This window comes from Bacillus sp. NEAU-242-2 (genome assembly GCF_027853835.1).
Lineage (GTDB): Bacteria > Bacillota > Bacilli > Bacillales > Bacillaceae > Bacillus > Bacillus velezensis.
Genome location: NZ_JAPNNY010000001.1, coordinates 105,596 through 127,679, shown reverse-complemented (window position 1 = coordinate 127,679; position 22,084 = coordinate 105,596). Strand labels below are relative to the sequence as shown.

Annotated in this window: 26 protein-coding genes and 1 pseudogene; 19 read left to right on the top strand and 8 right to left on the bottom strand. The window is 45.0% G+C overall.

Annotation, left to right across the window (positions count from 1 at the left end):
* The first annotated feature begins 47 nt into the window (after window positions 1–47).
* The gene (locus OWN49_RS00350; protein WP_071391776.1) at window positions 48–410 is read left to right on the top strand and encodes a response regulator; all 363 of its coding nucleotides are present in this window, start codon (window positions 48–50) and stop codon (window positions 408–410) included.
* Window positions 411–489: 79 nt separating this feature from the next.
* Window positions 490–981 (top strand): CcdC family protein, encoded by a 492-nt coding sequence (locus tag OWN49_RS00345; RefSeq protein ID WP_088005392.1) that lies wholly within the window; start codon window positions 490–492, stop codon window positions 979–981.
* A 27-nt stretch (window positions 982–1,008) separates the two neighbouring features.
* On the opposite strand, the gene OWN49_RS00340 is transcribed toward OWN49_RS00345, so the two are convergent.
* The 4 genes from OWN49_RS00340 to sspO form a co-directional block, all read right to left on the bottom strand.
* A complete protein-coding gene (locus OWN49_RS00340; RefSeq protein ID WP_003153987.1) occupies window positions 1,009–1,437 on the bottom strand; it encodes a DUF2621 domain-containing protein in 429 nt (142 codons plus the stop codon).
* Window positions 1,438–1,670: 233 nt separating this feature from the next.
* Window positions 1,671–2,042 (bottom strand): Hsp20/alpha crystallin family protein, encoded by a 372-nt coding sequence (locus OWN49_RS00335; RefSeq protein WP_003153985.1) that lies wholly within the window; start codon window positions 2,040–2,042, stop codon window positions 1,671–1,673.
* A gap of 94 nt (window positions 2,043–2,136) precedes the next feature.
* Window positions 2,137–2,283 (bottom strand): small acid-soluble spore protein P, encoded by a 147-nt coding sequence (locus tag OWN49_RS00330; RefSeq protein ID WP_003153984.1) that lies wholly within the window; start codon window positions 2,281–2,283, stop codon window positions 2,137–2,139.
* A gap of 29 nt (window positions 2,284–2,312) precedes the next feature.
* Complete coding sequence (gene sspO, locus OWN49_RS00325; RefSeq protein WP_003153982.1) at window positions 2,313–2,459, bottom strand: acid-soluble spore protein SspO; 147 nt, start codon at window positions 2,457–2,459, stop codon at window positions 2,313–2,315.
* A gap of 231 nt (window positions 2,460–2,690) precedes the next feature.
* On the opposite strand from sspO, the gene acnA reads away from it, so the two are divergent.
* From acnA to OWN49_RS00290, 7 genes are all read left to right on the top strand, one after another.
* On the top strand, window positions 2,691–5,417 hold the full coding sequence (acnA, locus tag OWN49_RS00320; protein WP_003153981.1) for an aconitate hydratase AcnA: 2,727 nt from the start codon (window positions 2,691–2,693) through the stop codon (window positions 5,415–5,417).
* Window positions 5,418–5,478: 61 nt separating this feature from the next.
* Window positions 5,479–5,988, top strand: a complete 510-nt coding sequence (locus OWN49_RS00315; protein ID WP_003153980.1) for a TlpA family protein disulfide reductase — start codon at window positions 5,479–5,481, stop codon at window positions 5,986–5,988.
* Window positions 5,989–6,066: 78 nt separating this feature from the next.
* The gene (locus tag OWN49_RS00310; protein ID WP_012117651.1) at window positions 6,067–6,192 is read left to right on the top strand and encodes an FbpB family small basic protein; all 126 of its coding nucleotides are present in this window, start codon (window positions 6,067–6,069) and stop codon (window positions 6,190–6,192) included.
* Between the two features lie 63 nt (window positions 6,193–6,255).
* Window positions 6,256–6,402: an acid-soluble spore protein N gene (locus OWN49_RS00305; protein ID WP_003153977.1), complete on the top strand. Its 147-nt coding sequence runs from the start codon at window positions 6,256–6,258 to the stop codon at window positions 6,400–6,402.
* A gap of 24 nt (window positions 6,403–6,426) precedes the next feature.
* Window positions 6,427–6,669, top strand: a complete 243-nt coding sequence (gene tlp, locus OWN49_RS00300; RefSeq protein ID WP_003153975.1) for a small acid-soluble spore protein Tlp — start codon at window positions 6,427–6,429, stop codon at window positions 6,667–6,669.
* 86 nt (window positions 6,670–6,755) lie between these two features.
* Entirely contained in the window at window positions 6,756–7,172 is a 417-nt protein-coding gene (locus tag OWN49_RS00295; RefSeq protein ID WP_077722385.1) for a YbgC/FadM family acyl-CoA thioesterase, read from the top strand.
* A gap of 15 nt (window positions 7,173–7,187) precedes the next feature.
* On the top strand, window positions 7,188–7,487 hold the full coding sequence (locus OWN49_RS00290) for a hypothetical protein (RefSeq protein WP_003153968.1): 300 nt from the start codon (window positions 7,188–7,190) through the stop codon (window positions 7,485–7,487).
* 30 nt (window positions 7,488–7,517) lie between these two features.
* On the opposite strand, the gene OWN49_RS00285 is transcribed toward OWN49_RS00290, so the two are convergent.
* A complete protein-coding gene (locus OWN49_RS00285) occupies window positions 7,518–7,805 on the bottom strand; it encodes a HesB/YadR/YfhF family protein (protein WP_007410318.1) in 288 nt (95 codons plus the stop codon).
* An 88-nt stretch (window positions 7,806–7,893) separates the two neighbouring features.
* Window positions 7,894–8,475 (bottom strand): glycerol-3-phosphate 1-O-acyltransferase PlsY, encoded by a 582-nt coding sequence (gene plsY, locus OWN49_RS00280; protein WP_077722386.1) that lies wholly within the window; start codon window positions 8,473–8,475, stop codon window positions 7,894–7,896.
* A 151-nt stretch (window positions 8,476–8,626) separates the two neighbouring features.
* Here plsY and OWN49_RS00275 point away from each other — a divergent pair, with 151 nt between their 5' ends.
* The 3 genes from OWN49_RS00275 (at window position 8,627) to parC (ending at window position 13,852) form a co-directional block, all read left to right on the top strand.
* Window positions 8,627–9,034, top strand: coding sequence for a CoA-binding protein (locus OWN49_RS00275; RefSeq protein ID WP_007410316.1), 408 nt, complete (start codon window positions 8,627–8,629; stop codon window positions 9,032–9,034).
* 424 nt (window positions 9,035–9,458) lie between these two features.
* Window positions 9,459–11,426 (top strand): DNA topoisomerase IV subunit B, encoded by a 1,968-nt coding sequence (gene parE / locus OWN49_RS00270; protein WP_014305073.1) that lies wholly within the window; start codon window positions 9,459–9,461, stop codon window positions 11,424–11,426.
* 2 nt (window positions 11,427–11,428) lie between these two features.
* Window positions 11,429–13,852 (top strand): DNA topoisomerase IV subunit A, encoded by a 2,424-nt coding sequence (gene parC / locus OWN49_RS00265; RefSeq protein ID WP_069013574.1) that lies wholly within the window; start codon window positions 11,429–11,431, stop codon window positions 13,850–13,852.
* A 46-nt stretch (window positions 13,853–13,898) separates the two neighbouring features.
* On the opposite strand, the gene OWN49_RS00260 is transcribed toward parC, so the two are convergent.
* Complete coding sequence (locus OWN49_RS00260) at window positions 13,899–14,024, bottom strand: hypothetical protein (protein ID WP_003153957.1); 126 nt, start codon at window positions 14,022–14,024, stop codon at window positions 13,899–13,901.
* Between the two features lie 24 nt (window positions 14,025–14,048).
* Window positions 14,049–14,402 (bottom strand): hypothetical protein, encoded by a 354-nt coding sequence (locus tag OWN49_RS00255; RefSeq protein WP_003153956.1) that lies wholly within the window; start codon window positions 14,400–14,402, stop codon window positions 14,049–14,051.
* A gap of 376 nt (window positions 14,403–14,778) precedes the next feature.
* Here OWN49_RS00255 and OWN49_RS00250 point away from each other — a divergent pair, with 376 nt between their 5' ends.
* The 7 genes and pseudogenes from OWN49_RS00250 (at window position 14,779) to OWN49_RS00220 (ending at window position 22,051) form a co-directional block, all read left to right on the top strand.
* Window positions 14,779–16,197 (top strand): alanine/glycine:cation symporter family protein, encoded by a 1,419-nt coding sequence (locus tag OWN49_RS00250; protein WP_071391774.1) that lies wholly within the window; start codon window positions 14,779–14,781, stop codon window positions 16,195–16,197.
* Between the two features lie 203 nt (window positions 16,198–16,400).
* Window positions 16,401–17,357, top strand: a complete 957-nt coding sequence (locus OWN49_RS00245; protein ID WP_070081888.1) for a sugar kinase — start codon at window positions 16,401–16,403, stop codon at window positions 17,355–17,357.
* Between the two features lie 29 nt (window positions 17,358–17,386).
* Window positions 17,387–18,406, top strand: a complete 1,020-nt coding sequence (locus OWN49_RS00240) for a zinc-binding alcohol dehydrogenase family protein (RefSeq protein ID WP_176283342.1) — start codon at window positions 17,387–17,389, stop codon at window positions 18,404–18,406.
* A 13-nt stretch (window positions 18,407–18,419) separates the two neighbouring features.
* Window positions 18,420–19,055, top strand: a complete 636-nt coding sequence (locus OWN49_RS00235) for a bifunctional 2-keto-4-hydroxyglutarate aldolase/2-keto-3-deoxy-6-phosphogluconate aldolase (protein WP_076851242.1) — start codon at window positions 18,420–18,422, stop codon at window positions 19,053–19,055.
* Window position 19,056: 1 nt separating this feature from the next.
* A pseudogene (uxuA, locus tag OWN49_RS00230) lies at window positions 19,057–20,133 on the top strand (mannonate dehydratase).
* Window positions 20,130–20,966: an SDR family oxidoreductase gene (locus OWN49_RS00225; protein ID WP_168984958.1), complete on the top strand. Its 837-nt coding sequence runs from the start codon at window positions 20,130–20,132 to the stop codon at window positions 20,964–20,966. Before uxuA ends, OWN49_RS00225 begins: the two are co-directional and overlap by 4 nt.
* Window positions 20,967–21,049: 83 nt before the next feature.
* Complete coding sequence (locus OWN49_RS00220) at window positions 21,050–22,051, top strand: substrate-binding domain-containing protein (protein ID WP_176283343.1); 1,002 nt, start codon at window positions 21,050–21,052, stop codon at window positions 22,049–22,051.
* The last annotated feature ends 33 nt before the right edge of the window (window positions 22,052–22,084 follow it).

Genomic DNA, 22,084 nt, shown 5'->3' with positions numbered 1-22,084 from the left:
TTTTTGGTACAATAAGACTAGTTAATGTTAAATATGTGGAGGGGAATATGACACGAGTTTTAGTTGTAGATGACGCCAAGTTCATGAGGGTGAAAATCAGAGAGATTCTGGAATCGGCAAATTACACAGTGGCCGGGGAAGCGGCTGACGGCGAGGAAGCTCTGGCAGTATATCAAAAAATCCGTCCCGACCTGGTGACAATGGATATTACCATGCCGGTCAAAAACGGTATACAGGCGCTGCAGGATATTTTAGCTTTTGACCCGAAAGCCCGGATCATCATGTGCACCGCCATGCGGCAGCAGCGGATCGTTCTGGAAGCGATTGAATTAGGCGCTAAAGACTTTATCGTTAAACCGTTTGAAGCATCTAAAGTGCTGGAGGCCGTAGGCCGGGTAGCGGGAACGTAAACGTGTTCTCTTTTCAAATTGGTTTTTTTTATGTTTTTGGAGTATAGTATATAGTATCAAACTCCGTGCAAGCAAAGGAATGATAAAGATGATGATTATAATTTCATCCGTTATTGCAGCGGCCATGGCAATTTCCGTGATGATCGTCAGGATTAAAGCCTCCGACAAGCCCGCTTCACCTAAAAAAATAATTCTCCCGCCGATTTTCATGAGTACGGGAGCGCTTATGTTCCTTTTTCCGATTTTCAGAGTGACGGGCGAAGAATTTTTGGAGGCCATTACGCTGGGCGTGATCTTCTCTATTTTTCTGATTAAAACATCTAAATTTGAGATTAAAAATAATGAAATCTATTTAAAACGGTCAAAAGCGTTTGTGTTTATCCTGATTGGTTTGCTGGTTATCAGAATCGCTATGAAATCTATTTTGAGCACGACGATTGATTACGGAGCTTTAAGCGGAATGTTTTGGATTCTGGCTTTCGGAATGATTGTCCCGTGGCGCATCGCGATGTTTATGTCTTACCGCAAACTTTCTAATGAACTGAAGACCGCTGATATTCAGATGAATTAAAACCTTTCCGTCCGCCGGAAAGGTTTTTTATTTGAGCAGGGCCTGATAAGGAGTAAGATCAATCTGTTTTTCGCGAAGATGCTTTTTTAAAAATTGATGATCACGCTTAGGAGTGGCGAGTATGTAACCCCTGATGATTAAATCACGGTTTATTTGTTCAGCTTCCTCCGCTAAGGAAAGTTCACCGATTTTTCCGGCGATTTTCGCTTTGGCTACATCCCGAAAGAGCTCCGGCACGGGAGCGACCAATTCATCCAAAAACGCCTTGTCACCCGCATTCCATAAGTGCCTGCTTTTTTCAATATAATAGTCCTGCCAATCCAGTTCTGACCGGCCGTCTTCTTTCGGTAAGCGTTTTAAAAATTTTCGAAACATAAAAAACCCGCCGATAGACAGCAATCCGATCATCACGATGACCCAAAATAAAATAAACCACATAAACCAGCCTTCTAGCATTGTTCTATCTCCTCCTTACTTTAACCATATTGTAAACGAAGACAGAATAGAAGAACACATGAAAAAAAGAATAGAAAAAATGATAGATGTCCAGTCATTCCGGTTGCTAGAACATATTCTATCGTATAGTGATTCTGCTATTTGGCCATGGGAGATTCACTTTGAGGGTATATGACTGATATGACCGGACAAAAAAGCCGCTTCCATTGAGGGATGAAAGCGGCTTTTTTATGTTATAGAGGAAATTGAAAGGAAAATGAGGCAGGAGTCTCATTAGGCTCCTTGTTCATGGAGACGGTCAGAATATGGTTGGTGAAATCAGTGAAAATATGTTTGTCATTCAGATAAAAAGGAAGCACCATTTGTTTGTTTAACGTCCGTTCAAGCGTTTTAACAGAGAGCATAAACTCATTTCCCGAAAGAGTGACGGTGATCGCCTGCACCTGCTTCAGCGCCGTCAGGTCGGCTTCAATGATATATTGACGGCTTGTTTCATATAGATCGATCGGCAGCGTCTCGTCATACCAAGCATACGGGTCCTCGTAAAACTGCCGCAGCCATTCTTCCGTATCATCAAATTCTTCAGCGTTTTTTGAGTGATTCATGGAAGCATTCCTCCATATTAAAAAGCCTTGCTATAACGTATGCAGAAGCTTTAAATGGGTGAATGGCACAAAAAAACAGACACCGGGGTCTGTTTTACATATCGTGGCTTGTATTATGTTTTTGTCTTGTATGGTTGCGGTTTTTTACTTTTTTGCTTCCGCTCAGCGGTTCAGGCTGGCCGGGGTTATGGCCCTTCGGAGCATTTTTATGCATATCTTTACTTGTATTTTTATTTGTCATGTTAAAGCCTCCTTTTTAAGGTGTTCCGGCTATTGGTTTGTTTTTCTTTTTTTATTGTTCTGCCGTTCTTCTTCCGTCAGGACGAGCTGGTCATTTTCTATATAACCCGCGCCTTTGCCTTGGCTTTTCGCATCATTCATGCCGTTAATTACATGATTGGCTTTCCGTTTTACCATGATCATCACCTCAACATTAATATGGCTCTTTACAGCCCGTTGTATGAGGCGGAAAATCGGACAAAATTTACCGAAAATCATGCTGATAAGACGATCTTATTGTATTTAATAAAAACATTGATATTTACTTATGTATGATTTTATACTAAGATGAAATTGTGAGAAAATTGTGATGGAATGTGAACATTCATCTAAAGAACGATCTTGATCATTGAAGGGGGATTTTGGAGAATGACAAATCAGCAAAAAGTCGCAACACAAGACGTTTTCCAAGCAAGAAAAACATTTTCTTCAAATGGGAAAACATACAACTACTATTCATTAAAAGCATTGGAAGACGCAGGGGTCGGCAATGTTTCAAAACTTCCTTATTCTATTAAGGTTCTTTTGGAATCCGTTTTGCGTCAGGTAGACGGACGCGTCATTACAAAAGAACATGTTGAAAATTTAGCAAGATGGGGTACTGCTGAATTAAAAGATATCGATGTGCCGTTTAAACCGTCACGGGTTATTCTGCAGGACTTTACCGGCGTTCCGGCCGTAGTTGACCTGGCATCTTTAAGAAAAGCCATGGCCTCTGTCGGCGGAGACCCTGATAAAATCAATCCTGAAATTCCGGTTGACCTGGTCATTGACCACTCCGTACAAGTTGACAAAGCCGGTACGGAAGATGCGTTAGCCATTAATATGGACTTAGAATTCGAAAGAAATGCAGAACGTTATAAATTTTTAAGCTGGGCAAAGAAAGCGTTTAACAATTATCAGGCCGTTCCGCCTGCAACAGGTATCGTTCACCAGGTAAACCTTGAGTTTTTGGCAAGTGTTGTTCATACGAAAGAGGAAGACGGAGAACTTGTGACCTATCCCGATACTTTGGTGGGAACAGATTCCCATACAACAATGATTAACGGAATCGGCGTCCTCGGCTGGGGTGTCGGCGGTATTGAGGCGGAAGCGGGAATGCTCGGCCAGCCTTCATATTTCCCTGTTCCTGAGGTCATCGGCGCGAAACTTGTCGGAAAATTGCCTAATGGAACGACGGCGACTGACTTGGCGCTGAAAGTCACTCAAGTGCTGCGTGAAAAAGGCGTAGTCAATAAATTTGTTGAATTCTTCGGTCCTGGTGTTGCTGAGCTTCCGCTTGCGGATCGGGCGACTATTGCCAATATGGCGCCGGAATACGGAGCGACTTGCGGATTCTTCCCGGTTGACGAGGAAGCACTTTCTTACCTGCGTCTGACCGGCCGTGAAGAAGAGCAGATCGATATTGTGGAAGCATACTGCCGCAGCAACGGTTTATTCTATACGCCTGACGCGGAAGAGCCGATTTTTACAGACGTTGTGGAAATTGATCTGTCAAAAATCGAAGCGAACCTTTCAGGCCCGAAACGTCCTCAGGATTTAATCCCGCTTTCCGTTATGCAGGAAACGTTTAAAAAACATCTTGTCAGCCCGGCCGGCAACCAAGGATTCGGAGCGGATGCTGCTGAAGAGAACAAAGAAATTTCATTTAAACTTAACAGCGGTGAAGATGCGGTTATGAAAACAGGGGCGATTGCAATCGCCGCTATTACAAGCTGTACGAATACATCAAACCCTTATGTATTAATCGGTGCCGGATTGGTAGCCAAAAAAGCGGTAGAATTAGGCTTGAAAGTGCCGAATTATGTGAAGACTTCACTTGCACCGGGGTCTAAGGTTGTTACTGGATACTTAGTCAACTCAGGTCTGCTTCCTTACATGAAGGAGCTCGGCTTTAACCTTGTAGGGTATGGCTGTACGACATGTATCGGGAACTCCGGCCCGCTTTCTCCAGAGATTGAAGAAGCAGTTGCTAAAAATGATCTCTTGATCACTTCTGTCCTGTCGGGTAACAGAAACTTTGAAGGCCGGATCCATCCGCTTGTCAAAGGAAACTACCTTGCGTCACCGCCGCTTGTTGTCGCATACGCATTGGCGGGCACTGTAAACATCAACCTGAAAACGGACCCGATCGGTGTCGGAAATGACGGACAAAATGTTTATTTCGATGACATCTGGCCGTCCATGGATGAAATCAATTCTCTCGTCAAACAGACTGTTACGCCGGAATTATTCCGCAAAGAGTATGAAACGGTATTTGACGACAACCAGCGCTGGAACGAAATCGAAACGACGGATGAAGCGCTGTATAAGTGGGACCAGGATTCCACTTACATTCAAAACCCGCCGTTCTTTGAGGAAATGTCTGTAGAGCCGGGAAAAGTTGAGCCTTTAAGAGGACTTCGCGTTGTCGGCAAATTCGGCGATTCCGTGACGACTGACCACATTTCTCCGGCCGGAGCGATCGGAAAAGACACACCGGCGGGCAAATACCTGCAGGAAAAAGGCGTTTCTCCTCGTGACTTTAACTCTTACGGCTCACGCCGCGGAAACCATGAAGTCATGATGAGAGGAACATTCGCCAATATCCGCATTAAAAACCAAATCGCACCGGGTACAGAAGGCGGATACACAACACATTGGCCTACCGGGGAAGTGACATCTATTTATGATGCCTGCATGCGGTATAAAGAAGATAAAACGGGTCTTGTCGTCCTGGCCGGAAAAGATTACGGAATGGGCTCTTCACGTGACTGGGCTGCAAAAGGAACAAACCTGCTCGGCATCAGAACAGTCATTGCCGAAAGCTTTGAAAGAATTCACAGAAGCAACCTCGTCTTCATGGGTGTGCTGCCGCTCCAGTTCAAACAGGGTGAAAACGCGGATACACTCGGCTTAACAGGTAAGGAAGTCATTGAGGTGGATGTTGATGAATCTGTACGTCCGCGCGACTTGCTGACTGTCAGAGCAATCAGTGAAGACGGTACGGTAAAAACGTTTGAAGTCGTTGTCCGTTTCGACAGTGAAGTGGAAATTGATTACTATCGCCACGGCGGCATTTTACAAATGGTGCTTCGCGATAAAATGAAACAGTAGCAGAATGAACAAAGGAGAGAAAGCAGTCTGCTTTCTCTCTTTTTATGCGGGAGGCCTTAAGATGCTTGCGAAATGGCTGGGCGGAATGTTACTTATCGGGTTGTTAGTGTATGCGGGCTGGAACATTTATTCTGTGCAAAAAAGTCCGAAAGAAGGGACAGAAGAAGGGATGAAAGCCCCTGACTTTACACTTGATACATTGTCAGGAAAAAGTATCTCCCTTTCTGATTATAAAGGAAAAAAAGTGCTCCTCAATTTCTGGGCGACGTGGTGCAAGCCGTGCAGAATGGAAATGCCCGATATGCAGGAGCTGCAGAAAGAATATCCTGATATTGCGGTAGCAGCCGTTAATTTTACATCCTCTGAAAAAAATATACAGGCTGTGAAATCATTTGCTGATCATTATCAGCTGACCTTTCCTATTCTGATTGACAAAAGCGGAATTAACGGGGATTTCAACGTGCTTTCTTATCCGACAACATACATATTAGACGAAAAAGGAACCATTCAGCACATTCGCGTAGGCACGATGACAAAAAAAGAAATGAAAGAAAAACTGGATCTCAAATAGAGGTTCAGTTTTTTTATTGTAAAGGGCTTAGGTTTTGAAAAATTGGAAAAAATGAATGAAAACACGGAGGTGAGAAGATTGAAAAAAATGCGAAAACGTTCTTTTCATGAATTGGTTATGGAAAATAAACGTGAGCTGATGACCAATACGGAATATTTGAATCAGCTTGAAGAAAAGCTGGAGCAGCGGTTCAAACAAAAATAACCTTTAATTTGCAGTCATGTTTACACCTCCTTTTGCAAAATATACTCTTAAGGAGGGATGAACATGGGCATAAACAAGAAAGACGGCCAGCCGCAATACGCTCCGAGCCACTTAGGGACAAAACCCGTTAAATATAAACGCAATAAAGGGGAAAAGTTTCATGACAAGTCAAACGGACATCCGATTGTCATGCAGACGAAAGGCGAATAACATCATCAAAGGAGAGCAGACATTATGACAAACAATGATCAAAAACCGAATCCGGATGACCGTTCCGATAACGTTGAAAAGCTGCAGGATATGGTGCAGAATACAATTGAAAATATAGAAGAAGCGAAAGAATCAATGGAATTTGCGACAGATGAGGAAAAACAGCGCATTCAAGAGAAGAATGCCAGACGCAATGAAAGCATTGAATCGTTCCGCAGTGAAATTCAGGATGAATCGGCTGCAAGAGAAAACGGCTATCAATCATAATAAAAACCAGGGAAACCTGGTTTTTTTCTCTTTCCGGCTCGTTGTGATAAAATGGGGCTAATCTGATAAAAAGGGAGCAGAGAACGTTGCGTGTGTCAAAAAAAGAAATAGAAGTGCGTTATGCGGAAACAGATCAAATGGGCATCGTCTATCATGCCAATTACTTAGTCTGGATGGAGGTCGGCAGAACGGCGCTGATTAAGGAACTCGGATTCCTTTACAAAGATATGGAAGATAGAGGAGTGCTGTCCCCTGTATTGGATATCAGCATTTCTTATAAAAAGCCGCTCCGCTACGGAGAAACGGCTGTCGTACATACTTGGATTGAAGAATATAACGGATTTAAAACCGTTTACGGCTACCACATCTATAATCCGGATCAAGAACTTGCCATCAAAGCGACATCCTCTCATATATGCGTTGATAAAGAGAGCTTCAAACCGATTCAGTTTCGCAAGGCTTTTCCTGATTGGCATGCCGCTTACGAAAAGGCAAAAAAATAAGGAGCGGCTGCAGTTATGGCATTTGGAATTACGCGTAAGGAACTGGAAAGATGGAAGCGGGATGTATCGGAAGGGAAAATCGCTTTTTTAACGCATTACTGGCTGGACGACCGCTTTCCGGAGGCTAAGACCGTGACGAAGGCCGGTTCAAGCGATCTCAATAAACTGATCAGATGGGGAGCGGAGTACGGGCTGAAGCCGGAGTGGATTCACCATAAAAATGAATTTCCCCACTTTGACCTGCTCGGAGAAACGCAAAGAAGCATATTAGAAAAAGAACGTCTGACTGATCATCTCAAAAGGTTCAGGCTGTAAAAAAAGAACGCATCCGCTGCGTTCTTTTTTTTACACGTAATCAAATACCGGCTCTTCTGCCTGATCTGAATATGTGACTGACAAATCGTGATTATCAAAGTACCATAAGTCGCTTTCTTCAATAAAAAAGGTAATGCCTTCAACTTCCGTGCTGGTGCCGATGTTCATCGGCCGGTCTTTTAAAATGCCGAGAGAAAAGCCTTTCTGGACGTTGCTGCATCCCCCGTAACGGACAAAGAAACGGACATGGTCGCCTGTTTCCAGATCGAGCTCTTCTTTGTACCAATCCAGCGCGCCTTTCGTTACTTTCATGTTCATCCGGAACACTCCCTTTTTGTTTCTCATATAAAGAAATTATCTCTATTATAAACGCATATGGCATTTTGATGTCAAAATTGAAGTTTCATCAAAACCATTTGATCTTAGGTTCTGTTTTGTTTATAATCCGTTTGATGTTTGCCCTGTGTCTGTAGATAACAAACGCGGTCAAGAGCGTCACTACGATTAATAAATAAGGGTCTTTTACAAACAGACAGTAAATAATCGTATAAATCCCTGTTAACATTGAAGACAGAGAAACAAATTTCGTAAGGAATAAAAATACGAAAAATACTGCAACCATCGTAACGAATAACAGCGGAGCATAAAACAGCAGGACGCCCCCTGATGTGGCTACGGCTTTGCCTCCTTTAAACTTTGCGAACACCGGGAATACATGGCCGATCACTGCTGCCACCCCTGCGAGAAGAGGATGAATGGGGACGTGCAGTAAATATGGGAGCGCTGCGGCCAGGGTGCCTTTTAAAATATCGGCTGCGACGACGACAGATCCCGCTTTAACGCCAAGCGTGCGAAAAGCATTTGTAGCGCCCAAATTGCCGCTTCCGTGTTCTCTAATATCGATCCCTTTCGCAAGTTTGCCTACGACTAAACCTGACGGGATGCTGCCTATTACATAGGCCAAAATAATCAATAAAACAATCAACATCTACATTTCTCCTTTTCAATGTCCCTTCACTCTATTTTAACACGAGTTGTTACCGTCTGATGACAAGTTTTTTGAGAATTAAGCTGACAAAGCGCTTTTTTTGATTCCGGCGAAGCGGTCATGTACAATATATCAAAAGGAGATGGTAAAGATGCAAAATCCTTCAAAATCAGAGATTAAAGAAATTCTGGACCGGAGCAAACGGATCGCAGTCGTCGGGCTGTCAGACCGTCCCGACCGGACTTCTTACATGGTTTCCAAAGCGATGCAGGATGAAGGATATGAAATTATTCCCGTCAACCCAACGATTGATGAGGCGCTTGGCGTTAAAGCCGTTGCTTCGTTAAAAGACGTGGAGGGGCCGATTGATATCGTGAATGTGTTCAGACGCTCTGAGCAGCTTCCCGGCGTTGCTGAAGAATTTTTACAGACGGACGCTCCCGTTTTTTGGGCGCAGCAGGGCCTTGCAAATGAAGAAGCGTATCGCATGATTACAGACAAAGGACGGACGGCTGTTATGGATTTATGTATAAAAGTCGCCCGCGCTGTTATAAAATAGGAACAAAAAAGGCAAAAATCCTTGGCAAATCAGGGGTTTTTGCTTTTTTATTGAAAGAATACTCTTTGCGTATGATGATGAAACAGATACAATAAAGCATGAACAGCTTTTTTAGAAACCCCTTTATACAGGGGTTTGCAGTCTGTTTGCGATGGCCGGCATAAAGCTATATAATAGAAAGCGAACTCATGTTCTTATCTGCCGAAAAGGGCACCAAAAAGATGAAAAGCCGTTCGAATGTATGTCTTGCGGCCTAAAAAAACGAGCCATTCGCTTAAATATGTTGCGAAATCAAGCATATTGGTTATAATTGTGAGTCCGAGGAGAATTGGACCGAAGCTTGCGCATACTGAAAAACAAAGACATGAAAACATTTAAAAAAGAGAATGATTAAGAGCAGGTTTTTTGAAAGGGGTTTGTACGTTTGGCTAGAAAACAGCAATTTGATTACAACGAAGATGCCATACAGGTGCTTGAAGGCCTGGAAGCCGTCAGAAAACGACCGGGAATGTACATCGGTTCGACGGACGCACGCGGCCTGCACCATCTGGTATATGAGATCGTCGACAATTCCGTCGATGAAGTTCTTGCCGGCTACGGAGATCATATTATCGTAACGATACATAAGGACAACAGCATCTCTGTACAGGACAGAGGACGCGGAATGCCGACCGGGATGCATAAGCTCGGAAAGCCGACGCCGGAAGTTATTTTCACCGTGCTGCATGCCGGGGGGAAATTCGGACAGGGCGGCTATAAAACAAGCGGCGGTCTGCATGGTGTCGGCGCATCTGTCGTAAACGCATTATCGGAGTGGCTGACAGTTACTATTGAGCGTGACGGATATGTTTATAAACAGCGGTTTGAAAACGGCGGCAAGCCCGTGACTTCACTTGAAAAAATCGGAACGACCAAAAAAACGGGAACGCTTACCCATTTTAAACCTGATCCGTCAATGTTCAGCGCAACGGTTTATAATTTTGACACGCTGTCAGAACGTCTGCGCGAATCGGCTTTCTTGTTAAAAGGTTTGAAAATAGAATTAATTGATGAACGGAACGGCGTAAAAGAAGTATTTTATTATGAGAACGGAATTGAAGCATTTGTCGCTTATTTAAACGAGGAAAAAGACGCTTTATGCGAAGTGGTGTCCTTTGAAGGCGAGCATCATGACATTGAAGTCGATTTCGCGTTTCAGTTTAATGACGGGTATTCAGAAAATATGCTGTCATTCGTTAATAACGTCAGAACAAAGGACGGCGGCACCCACGAATCAGGAGCCAAAACGGCAATGACAAGAGCGTTTAACGAGTATGCGCGAAAGGTCGCCCTTTTAAAAGAGAAAGACAAGAATCTTGAAGGCGCCGATATCAGGGAAGGTTTGTCCGCAATCATTTCCGTCCGTATCCCGGAGGAACTGCTGCAATTTGAAGGCCAGACGAAAGGGAAGCTCGGCACAAGTGAGGCGAGATCCGCCGCGGATGCCGTCATTTCCGAGAATCTTGCTTATTTCTTGGAAGAAAACCGCGATACGGCAACCCTGCTTGTCAAAAAAGCGATTAAAGCAAGCCAGGCCCGTGAAGCGGCCCGTAAAGCGAGAGAAGAAGCGAGAAGCGGCAAAAAGCGCAAAAAATCAGAAGCGACGCTGAGCGGAAAACTCACACCGGCCGGTTCCAGAAATCCGGCGAAGAATGAATTGTATCTGGTGGAGGGAGACTCTGCGGGAGGTTCTGCAAAACAGGGAAGAGACCGGAAATTCCAAGCCGTGCTGCCCCTTCGCGGAAAGGTCATCAATACAGAGAAAGCAAAGCTTGCAGACATCTTCAAAAATGAAGAAATCAATACGATTATTCATGCGATCGGCGGCGGTGTCGGCGCAGATTTTGATATAGACGACATCAACTATGACAAGATCATCATCATGACGGACGCAGATACCGACGGCGCGCACATTCAAGTCTTGCTGTTAACGTTTTTCTACCGCTATATGAAACCTTTAATCGAGCATGGAAAAGTCTTCATCGCCCTTCCGCCTCTTTACAAAGTGAGCAAAGGAAGCGGCAAGAAAGAGATTATTGAATATGCTTGGTCCGACGAAGAAATGGACGGCGTTTTAAAGAAAGTCGGCAAAGGGTATACCATCCAGCGCTATAAAGGTCTGGGAGAAATGAACGCAGACCAGCTCTGGGAAACGACGATGAATCCCGAATCGCGAACGCTCGTCAGAGTCAAGATCGACGATGCGGCACGGGTAGAGCGCCGTGTAACGACATTAATGGGAGACAAAGTAGAACCGAGAAGAAAATGGATTGAAAAGAATGTTGCCTTCGGATTAGATGAGGAAAGCAATATTTTAGAAAATGAAAACTTGTCGGTCGCTGAGGAGGTTTAATAGTGGCACAGCCAGAATTATTTCATGATTTACCGTTAGAAGAAGTAATCGGCGACCGTTTCGGACGCTACAGTAAATACATTATTCAAGACAGGGCGCTGCCCGACGCTCGTGACGGTTTAAAGCCGGTGCAGCGGAGAATTTTATACGCCATGCACGCAGACGGAAATACATTCGATAAAAATTTCCGTAAAGCGGCGAAAACGGTCGGAAACGTTATCGGTAATTATCATCCGCACGGTGACAGCTCCGTTTATGAAGCGATGGTGCGGATGAGCCAGGATTGGAAAGTGCGGAATGTGCTGATTGAGATGCACGGCAATAACGGAAGCATTGACGGTGATCCGCCGGCTGCCATGCGTTATACGGAAGCGAGATTATCTTCTATCGCGTCAGAGCTTTTGCGTGATATTGATAAAAATACGGTTGAATTCGTTCCGAACTTTGATGACACCAGTAAAGAGCCGGTTGTTTTGCCCGCCATGTTCCCTAACTTGCTTGTCAACGGATCAACCGGGATTTCAGCGGGCTATGCGACTGATATTCCCCCTCATCATCTGGGTGAGGTCATTGATGCCGTCATTAAACGGATTGAATCTCCGGATTGCACCGTCGATGACTTGATGCAGGTGATTAAAGGGCCTGACTTTCCGACAGGAGGCATTATTCAAGGAGTCGACGGCATTCGGAAGGCTTATGAAACCGGTAAAGGCAAAATTATTATCCGCGGCAAGGCTGAAGTGGAATCCGTAAGAGGCGGACGGGAGCAAATCGTCATTACAGAAATTCCGTTTGAAGTAAACAAAGCCAATCTCGTTAAGAAAATGGACGAATACCGCATAGACAAAAAAGTCGAAGGCATTTCTGAAGTCAGGGATGAAACTGACCGCACAGGGCTCCGGGTGGTCGTTGAGTTAAAGAAAGAAGCCGATGCAAAAGGCATCCTGAATTTCTTATATAAAAACACTGATCTGCAGACAACATATAACTTTAATATGGTCGCCATACATAACCGCCGGCCGATGCTGATGAGTCTTACGGCCATCCTGGATGCGTATATTTCCCATCAGAAGGAAGTGGTGACAAACCGCTCCGTCTTTGAATTGCAAAAAGCAAAAGAGCGGCATCACATCGTTGAAGGACTGATGAAGGCGCTGTCTGTGTTAGATGAGGTCATAGCGGTCATCCGGGCAAGCAGCGACAAGAAAGATGCGAAACAAAACTTAATTTCTAAATTCGCATTTACGGAGCCGCAGGCCGAAGCGATCGTATCCTTGCAGCTGTATCGTCTGACAAACACGGATATTACGGCGCTAAAAGAGGAAGCGGAAGAGCTCAGCAAGAAAATTCAGGAGCTCGAAGCCATTTTAAGTCATGATAAAAAGCTGTTAAAAGTCATTACAAGCAGCCTGAAAAAATTGAAAAAGACCTATGCTGACAGCAGACGATCTGTCATCGAAGAAAAGATTGAGGAAATTAAAATCAACCTTGAAGTCATGGTTGCCTCTGAGGACGTATATGTGACAGTCACAAAAGACGGCTATGTAAAACGAACAAGCCAGCGGTCATTTGCTGCTTCTAACGGCCAGGATTTCGGTATGAAGGATACTGACAGGCTGATTCACCAATTCGAAATGAATACAACGGATGTTCTTCTGCTCTTTACGAATAAGGGAAGCTATGTTTATTGTCCGGTTCACCAGCTTCCCGATATCAGGTGGAAAGACATGGGGCAGCACGTAACGAACATCATCACGATTGACCGTGATGAAACCATCGTGAAAGCTATACCGGTAAAAGAATTTGATCCATCTTCATATTTATTGTTCATGACGAAAAACGGTATGGTGAAGAGAACTGAAATGACGCATTACAAAGCGCAGCGTTACTCGAAAGCGCTTGTTGCCCTTAACCTCAAAGGGGATGATGAGCTGATTGATGTTCATGTCACAGACGGCGGGAGCCAGCTGTTTATCGCCACCCGTCTCGGGTACGGTTTATGGTTCGGTGAAGATGAAGTAAATGTAGTCGGTGCCCGTGCGGCCGGCGTAAAGGGCATAAATTTAAAAGACGGTGATACCGTCGTATCAGGGCAAATCCTGCATGAGACAGATTCGCTCGTCCTCGTCACACAGCGGGGAGCGATCAAACGGATGAACCTATCTGAATTCGAAAAAACATCCAGGGCGAAACGCGGTGTCATCATGCTGCGAGAGCTTAAAAAGAACCCGCATCGCACAGTCGGCGTATTCGCGTGCGCTTTAGCCGACATGATCGCTGCGGAAACAGAAAAAGGCGAGAGAATCGAAATCGCCGTGAAGTCCTTGCGGTCGAATGACCGATACAGCAACGGCTCCTTCTTTACCGATGAAGATGAGACAGGGCCGGTAACAGATGTATGGCGTATCCCTGCATACGATGTTTAAGAGTAAAAATAAAAAACCTCCGCTCATTGAGCGGAGGTTTTACTATTTAGCTTTCATGGCTGCCGAATAAGTCAGTGATAGCGTGAATGACTTCGATTCCCTGCCATACAAATAAATTCAATGCAGTGAATGAAAACAACCCTAAAATCACCATTCGTAAGATAAACAACATGTTTAACAACCTCCTCATTTTATGTTACATAGATAGGCGATGTTGAACATGAAGCTCATCGAAATACGAGGACTGATAAAATTTAGCGATTAAAAAGCTTTTCTTTCGCTGTCTTCTCCGGGAAGCGGGGCGTCTCCTGTCTGATATCACGATCAGTGAGACAGAAGCGGCAAAAAGCGCCGTCAAGATATATGAGCCCGTCAGCGATTTTTTCTCATCATCAGCATTTTGGCCGGCCTTCATTTCGTGCATTTCCTGCTGGTCGGCTACCGCTTTAAAATGATGAGCGGTATCAAACGCATGGGGAATGGAGAGCAAATGAAAGCTTGCAATCGCTAAAAATAAAATAGAAGCTTTTAAAAACAAGATTTTTTTCAAATGTTCTCCCCCCTTCATAAGTCTGAATATTTTTATTATAATACCCTAATTTAAATGTAAAGTAAACACATTTATTAAATTTAAAAAATTATTATCCTGGTTAAGTATATACCATTCCATCCATCTTTTCATCTCTTTTTTCTTAAAGACCTATTTGTTATGATATGCACGCATTCCTTATGACGTGACAACATTTTTCGGGCTGTAAGATAAAAAACGGGGCATGACAGCAAAAGATGTGATGAAGAAACCGAAACATTTTCTTAAAAAAACTTCTCAACCACTGTTGTTGTGATATAATAATACCCGTTGTGTTAAAAGATCTAACATATGCAGCAAAAATGACAGTAAAAGATATGTAAAAGGGAGGTTAAACATGGAGGCTTTCATCAGTGAAATCATAAATGTTCCAAATGATTTTATTTGGAAGTATCTTGTTTATATTTTAGTCGGGATCGGATTGTACTTTACGTTCCGTTTTCGCTTTATTCAATTCCAGTACTTTTTTGAAATGTTCAGAATCGTCGGGGAGAAGCCGCAAGGAAATAAAGGAGTGTCTTCAATGCAGGCATTCTTTATCTCAGCCGCTTCTCGTGTCGGAACCGGAAACTTGACCGGCGTCGCGCTGGCGATTGCAACAGGCGGTCCCGGCGCAGTATTTTGGATGTGGATCGTAGCGATTGTCGGTATGGCTTCCAGCTTTGTGGAAAGCACCTTGGCGCAGCTGTATAAAGTGCGTTCCGGTGACGAATTCCGCGGCGGTCCGGCATATTACATGGCAAAGGGACTGGGCGCCCGCTGGCTCGGTATTTTATTTGCCGTATTGATTACCGTTTCTTTCGGACTTATCTTTAACGCCGTGCAGTCAAATACGATTTCTGTGGCGTTTGACGAAGCATTCCATGTGAATAAAACAGTTATCGCAATCATTTTAGCTGTACTAACGGCTTTCATTATATTCGGCGGTCTGAAGCGTGTTGTTTCCGTCTCGCAATTAATCGTTCCGGTTATGGCGGGAATGTATATCCTGATCGCGCTGTATGTCGTGATTGTAAATATCTCGGCGGTACCTGAGCTGCTTGTTACGATTGTGAAAAATGCGTTCGGTTTTGAGCAGATCGTCGGCGGAAGCTTAGGAAGCATCATTATTATCGGAGCGCAGCGCGGCCTGTTTTCAAACGAAGCGGGAATGGGAAGCGCGCCGAATGCGGCAGCAGCTGCACATGTGTCGCATCCGGCTAAGCAGGGATTAATTCAGACCCTCGGCGTGTTCTTTGATACGTTTATCGTTTGTACATCGACTGCTTTTATCATTTTATTGTACAGCTTTACGCCTAAAGGCGACGGCATCCAAGTGACGCAAGCCGCACTGCAGCACCATCTCGGCGGATGGGCGCCGACATTTATTGCGATTGCGATGTTTTTATTCGCATTCAGCTCAGTCGTCGGCAACTATTACTATGGTGAAACGAATATCGAATTTATTAAAACAAGCAAAACATGGCTTAATATTTACCGCGTATTCGTCGTAGTGATGGTGGTATACGGATGTTTGGCTGACTTCCAGATCGTCTGGGACATGGCAAACTTGTTTATGGGACTCTTGGCTCTCATTAACTTAGTGGCAATCTTACTGCTGAGTAATGTAGCCTACAAGATCTATAAGGATTATGCCGCTCAGCGCAAAAAAGGTCTTGATCCTGTATTCAAAGCCGAGAATACCCCGGAGCTCCAGCATATTGAAACATGGGCGGAAGAAGAAGGTACAAGCCCTGAACGTAAGACTGCTAACTGAGGACACATGCATACAATATTCAAAAAACCCCCTTACATTTTGTTGTGAGGGGTTTTTTATGTGAAAAAACGGGTTATTTTTACTGAAAACAGATTTTTTTGAATTTATTGTATTTTTCTCTTGTGTATGTAAGGGCTTTCATATAAAGTTTAACTAAACCGGTTTACCAAACCGATTTAGTCTTAAAGGAAAGGAGTATTGATGTGGCTTCTGATTATGGCATTTTTACGATCGGTGATGCGATGATCACCTTAAATCCCGCAAGCACAGGACCTTTGCGTTTTGTTACCCATTTTGAACGAAAAGCAGGAGGAGCTGAACTGAATTTTGCGATTGCATGCGCCAGATTGAACCTGCACTCAAAGTGGGTCAGCAGACTGGGGAAGGATGAGTTCGGCAGAGTGATTTATCAGTTTGCCAAAGGAGAAGGAATTGATGTGACTGACGTCTCCTATGTTGAAGGCTTTCCTACATCTTTAAATGTCAAAGAGATCAGAAATGACGGTTCAGGCAAGACGTTTTACTATCGTTTCAATTCACCAATTCTGACTCTTGCACCGGAAGATATAACAGAGAATATGTTTGCCGGCATTCACATCGTTCATCTTACCGGTGTGTTCCTCGCACTTGATAAGAAAAATCTTGAAATTGCTGAAAGAGTGCTTTCCATCGCCAAAGCAAGAAAGATTCCCGTATCTTTTGATCCGAATATCAGGCTGAAGCTGTGGACGATTGAGGAGGCGCGTGCGGCATTTCATCAAATCTTTCCGCATACTGATATTCTTCTGGCGGGCCGGGACGAAATGAAACAGCTGACAGGTATAGGAGAAAATGAAGCATTAGCCCGGTTTGCAGAGAGCTATTCAATCAGTCAGCTTGTTATAAAAGACGGTGAAGCAGGTTCTGCGCTGTATCATGATCATAAGTGGGTTCACAAAGAGGCTTTCCCGGTTGCGCCTGTTGACACGGTAGGAGCGGGTGACGGCTTTAATGCCGGCTACCTGTACAGTTATTTGCATGGTTTTGAACCGGAAAAACGTCTGGAGTTTGCAAATGCAGTCGGTGCGCTCGTCACCACAGTTTCCGGTGACAATGAAGGGCTTCCCTGCCTAGAAGAGGTTTTGTCATTTGTAAACAAAGAGACTGTGATTGAACGGTAGCAAGCACAACTTAAAAAGCGGGTGAAAAAATGAAAGCGGTTCAAGTACGGAAAGCATTTGATCTGAGGGTGACGGAATGTGAGAAACCGTCTGTTGTCCACGCGGATGATGTTCTTGTCAAGGTGAAGCGGGTCGGAATTTGCGGATCAGATTTGCATATTTATCATGGGACAAATCCGTTAGCTTCCCTGCCGAGAGTAATCGGACATGAAGTCACAGGGGAAGTCGCAAAGACCGGTTCTCATGTCCGGCGTTTCAAGCCGGGTGACCGGGTAGTGATTGAACCGATATCTTATTGCGGAACATGCTATGCCTGCCGGAAAGGACGTCCGAACGTCTGCAAAGCGCTTTCGGTGTTCGGCGTTCATGAAGATGGCGGGATGCGGGAATATATCGTGCTTCCGGAAAAGCTGCTGCATGCTGTTTCGCCCGATCTGCCTTGGGAGGAAGCGGTCATGGCAGAACCATATACGATCGGCGCCCAGGCCGTTTGGAGAGGCCGTGTCGAGAAGGAAGATACCGTTTTGATTCAAGGAGCGGGACCAATCGGAATCTGCATATTAAAAATGGCAAAGTTCAAAGGCGCTTCCGTCATGATAACCGACTTGAATGATGAACGCTTAGCATTCGCTGAAAAAAACGGTGCGGACGTTACTGTCAACGCGCAAAAAGAAGATCCCGTTTTGCGGGTGAACGAATGGACAAAAAATGAAGGCGCCAATGTCGTCATTGATGCTGTCTGTCTCCCCTCAACGTTTGAAACGTCCATTGACGCGGTGTCTCCGGCCGGTCATGTGGTTGTGCTAGGTTTTGATGAGAGGACTGCCGGCATTTCTCAGCTTCCGATCACAAAAAAGGAAGTCACGATCACCGGTTCAAGATTGCAGACGAATCAGTTTCCGTACATTACAGACTTACTGAATAAAGGCCTGTTAACGCACGGCGGTCTTATTACACATACATTTTCAGCAGATGACGTCCATCAAGCATTTCAGTTGATCGAACAGCACCCGGGCAAGGTGGGAAAAGCAATCATTACGTTTGATTAAAGGAGGAGCGAGAATGCTGCCTAAGTACGCCATTTACGAAAAACTTCTGCATGCACAAGTGGTGGCTGTCATAAGGGGACAAAACAGCCAAGAGGCGCTTGAAGTTTCAAAAGCGGCCATTTCAGGAGGTATCAGCGCCATTGAGCTTACATACACAACTCCTGAAGTGGAAGATGTCTTTAAGGAACTCCGGCATCAAGATATTCTTCTTGGAGCCGGTTCTGTAATGGATACCGAAACAGCGAGACACGCCATTTTATCAGGCGCCTCATTTATCGTCAGCTCTCATTTTGTAAAAGAGATAGCATCTCTATGCAACCAGTACAGCGTACCGTATCTTCCGGGATGCATGAGCGTGTCTGATATGGCTTTGGCGCTCGAAGCCGGATGTGATGTGGTAAAGCTGTTCCCCGCTAATTCGTTTAATCCCTCATTTATCAAGTCGGTCAACGGCCCTCTGCCGAATGTCCGCATTATGCCGACCGGGGGTATCTCATTAAACAGCATGAATGACTGGCTTTCTGCCGGAGCGGTCGCGGTCGGAGTGGGAAGTGACTTGATAAAAGCATATCAAAAGGGCGGCTATGAAGCTGCCGTATCCCTCAGCAAAGAATACGTCTGCCGAAAAAACGAATATACGGGGGTGTAACATGAATATCACGTTTCGCTGGTATGGCCAAGGTAATGATACGGTGACTCTTGAACATGTCAGACAAATTCCCGGGGTCAAAGGCATCGTCTGGGCTCTTCACCAGAAGCCCGCGGGCGAAGTATGGGAAAAGGAGGACATTGAAGCGGAAGTCAGATTCATTCAATCCTATGGGTTTCATGCAGAGGTCGTGGAAAGCGTGAATGTTCATGAAGCCATTAAACTCGGCCATGAAGAACGCGGACAATATATCGAACACTATAAACAGACCATTCGCAATCTGTCCGAATTCGGCGTGAAAGTCATCTGTTACAATTTCATGCCGATATTTGACTGGACGCGTACCGATATGTTCCGCGCGCTGGAGGATGGGTCAACCGCTTTGTTTTTTGAAAAAGCGAAAGTGGAAAGTCTGCCTCCGGAGGAACTGATCCGCACGGTTGAGAAATCTTCTGATTTGACGCTTCCCGGGTGGGAGCCGGAGAAAATGGCCCGGATCAAGGAACTGTTTGAGGCCTATCAAACGGTCGGTGAAAAACAGCTTTGGGCCAATCTAGAATTCTTTTTACATGAAATCCTTCCTGTAGCGGAGGAACACCGGCATTCAAATGGCCATTCATCCGGATGATCCGCCCTGGTCAATTTTTGGCCTGCCCCGTATTATCACCGGTGAGAATGTTATGAAAAGCTGCGAGAGATTTCAGATTCACCCGCCAACTGTATTACGTTGTGCACGGGTTCGATGGGAGCGGATCCCGCCAATGATATGGTGAAGATCGCCAAACACTATGCGGGAGCTGCGCCGTTTGCCCATATACGAAATGTGAAAATCTGTGATAACGGTGATTTTACGGAAACTTCGCATCTTACCAGTGATGGGTCCATTGATATTACCGGTGTGGTAAAAGAATTGCACGGCCAAGGCTACAAAGGATATGTACGGCCTGATCACGGCCGTCATATCTGGGGCGAACAATGCCGGCCGGGCTATGGTTTATATGATCGTGCCTTAGGAATTATGTACTTGAACGGACTGTGGGATGCGTTCTCGTCTCATGAGAAAGAGGTGGAAGGATGAGACCGATTCATGAACGTTTATCAGGAAGAACCGCTGTCATAACAGGCGGGAGCGGTGTTCTCTGTTCAGCAATGGCAAAGGAGCTTTCACGGCAGGGGATGAAAATTGCGATCGTCAGCCGGAATGCTGATAAAGCAGAGCGTGCGGCGGGCGAGATTGCTGACGCTGGAGGAACCGCGGTTTCTGTACCGGCTGATGTTTCAGCCCGTGATTCTCTCGAAAAGGCAAAAGACGAGATTATCAGCCGGTTCGGTTCTGTCAATCTTTTAATTAACGGAGCCGGGGGAAACCACGCTGATGCGATCACTGCCAGTGAGACGTATGAAGAGGATGAGCAGAGCCCATCATTTTTTGATATGGACGAAACGGGATTTTCCAGCGTATTTTCAAGCAACTTTACCGGTGCATTTCTGGCATCGCAAGTGTTTGGAAAAGACCTTTTGAAGGCGGAATATCCCGCGATTATTAATGTTTCTTCTATGAGCGCGTATACACCGATGACAAAGGTGCCTGCCTACAGCGCGGCTAAGGCGGCGGTTCAGAATTTTACGATGTGGATGGCTGTTCATTTCGCAAAAAAAGGGCTGCGGGTGAATGCCATCGCTCCGGGTTTCTTTTTGACTGCGCAAAACCGTGAGTTATTATTACAGGAAGATGGAAGTCTGACAGACCGATCCAATAAGATTATGGCACATACACCGATGAAACGTTTCGGGAAACCGGAAGACCTTCTGGGAACGCTCCTGTGGCTTTCGGATGATTCATGCTCAGGCTTTATCACCGGGGTCACCGTTCCCGTCGACGGAGGTTTTATGGCTTATTCGGGAGTGTGACAGAATCCAGTTCCCTGTCAGATTGTAAACGATTTACTTCTGACTTATACTAGTGAAAAATGAAGACAGACGGGGATGAGTCTATGAAAACCATTACAATTTCTGATGTGGCGAAATATGCAAACGTATCTAAAAGCACCGTATCTCAATTTTTAAATCAGCGCTATGACTATATGAGCGAGAAAACGAAACAAAAAATAGAAGCGGCCATTCAAGAGCTGAACTATCAGCCGAATTTCGTCGCCCGCAGCTTAAAACAGAAATCAACATTTACGGTAGGTGTGGTGGTGGCTAATATTCTTCACACCTTTTCCACTCAGGTCATCAGGGCGGTTGAAGACTATTTTCATGAACAAGGATTTCATATTATTGTCTGCAATGCGGATGATGAACCGGAAAAAGAAAAGAAATATATTGAAATGCTCAGGGCCAAGCAGGTGGACGGAATTATTATTTTTCCGACGGGCGAAAATCTCTCCTTATATGAAAAGATGAAACGCGATACGTTTCCGGTCGTGTTTATGGACAGAACCATTGAAGAACTCGGGATTCCGACAGTGATGCTTGATAACCATCATGCAGCCGGTCTTGCCGTTGACCGGTTTATCGAGAGCGGCATTAAGAGAATCGCGATTATTACGACGTCCATTATTCGGGAAATCAGTCCGAGGGTAGAGCGGATTGAAGGGTATAAAAAGGCGCTTGACCGCCACGGAATGATGGTGCGGAACGAATATATCAAAACAGCCGATGCGGCTGATATTTCCAATGTTTTGTCAGAGCTGTTCTCACTTCAGGAGCCTCCGAAAGCGATATTGGCGGCAAACGATATCGTTCTTGTTGAGGTGCTGAAGTATATGAAGGAGCATGATATGACAATTCCTGATAAGGCAGCCGTCATCGGAATTGATGAAGTTCCTTTTGCGGGTTTTTTTACTCCTCCGATTACGACGATCGTCCAGCCTGCGGCAGAAATGGCGCGAAAAGCGGGAAGCCTTCTTCTTCGCCAGATACAAGAAAAAGATAGCGGTGAAAAACGGATATACCGCTATAAACCGGCGCTTCTCGCAAGGCAATCCGGATAACCGGTTTCATTGCATAAACCGGTTTACTCCGGC